Origin of the sequence: Athalassotoga sp., assembly GCF_049965695.1 — a bacterium.
Taxonomy (GTDB): Bacteria; Thermotogota; Thermotogae; order Mesoaciditogales; family Mesoaciditogaceae; genus Athalassotoga.
Genome location: NZ_JBMFWB010000077.1, coordinates 1 through 582, shown reverse-complemented (window position 1 = coordinate 582; position 582 = coordinate 1). Strand labels below are relative to the sequence as shown.

Here is a 582-nt window from a genome sequence, read left to right as displayed (position 1 = left end):
GACCATAGCATGAACCATACATAGTAGCTTTGGCATTGATCTCTGCCATGCAATTTGCAATCAGCATTGCATACTGCTGATTATATTCCTCAACATCTTCTGAATTCACAGTGATATCAAATTTGACATGTTTTTCTTTTCCTTTTGACTGAGCATACGTCAATCTTACCGGTGCTTGACGGTTTCTTGGTGGTTGCACTCGCTCAGGTTGTGCTTCTGGCTCAGGATCCTCTTGGGCATCATCATCTTGTGCCTCTTCTTCTTGCTGATCTTCAGCTTCATTTTCTTCTATGTCAGTTGGATTGGCCTCTTCATTCTTTGTTGAATCTGCAAATAATTCATCAATGTCTTGACGGTAAACTTGATCAAAATTTTCTTCCTCCTCGATCGCATCGTCGTCTTCATATTCTGCATTGTTGTTTTCTTCATTTTCAAATTCGGTATCGTCTTCGTCGTCGTGGTCGTTGTTTTTGTTGTTGTAGTCCACTCCTCAATCCAATCGGCAGGGTAGAACGTTGTTTTACGTCGGTTTTGTAGTTTGAGCGACTTAATTCCTTGCTCCTCAGCCATAGCTTCGACGGC

The 582-nt window shown here is 41.9% G+C and carries 1 pseudogene; it reads right to left on the bottom strand.

Going from position 1 to position 582, the window contains the following annotated elements:
• Positions 1-487 (bottom strand): annotated as a pseudogene (locus ACP5NR_RS08820) (hypothetical protein); the annotation flags it as partial.
• Positions 488-582: the final 95 nt, after the last annotated feature.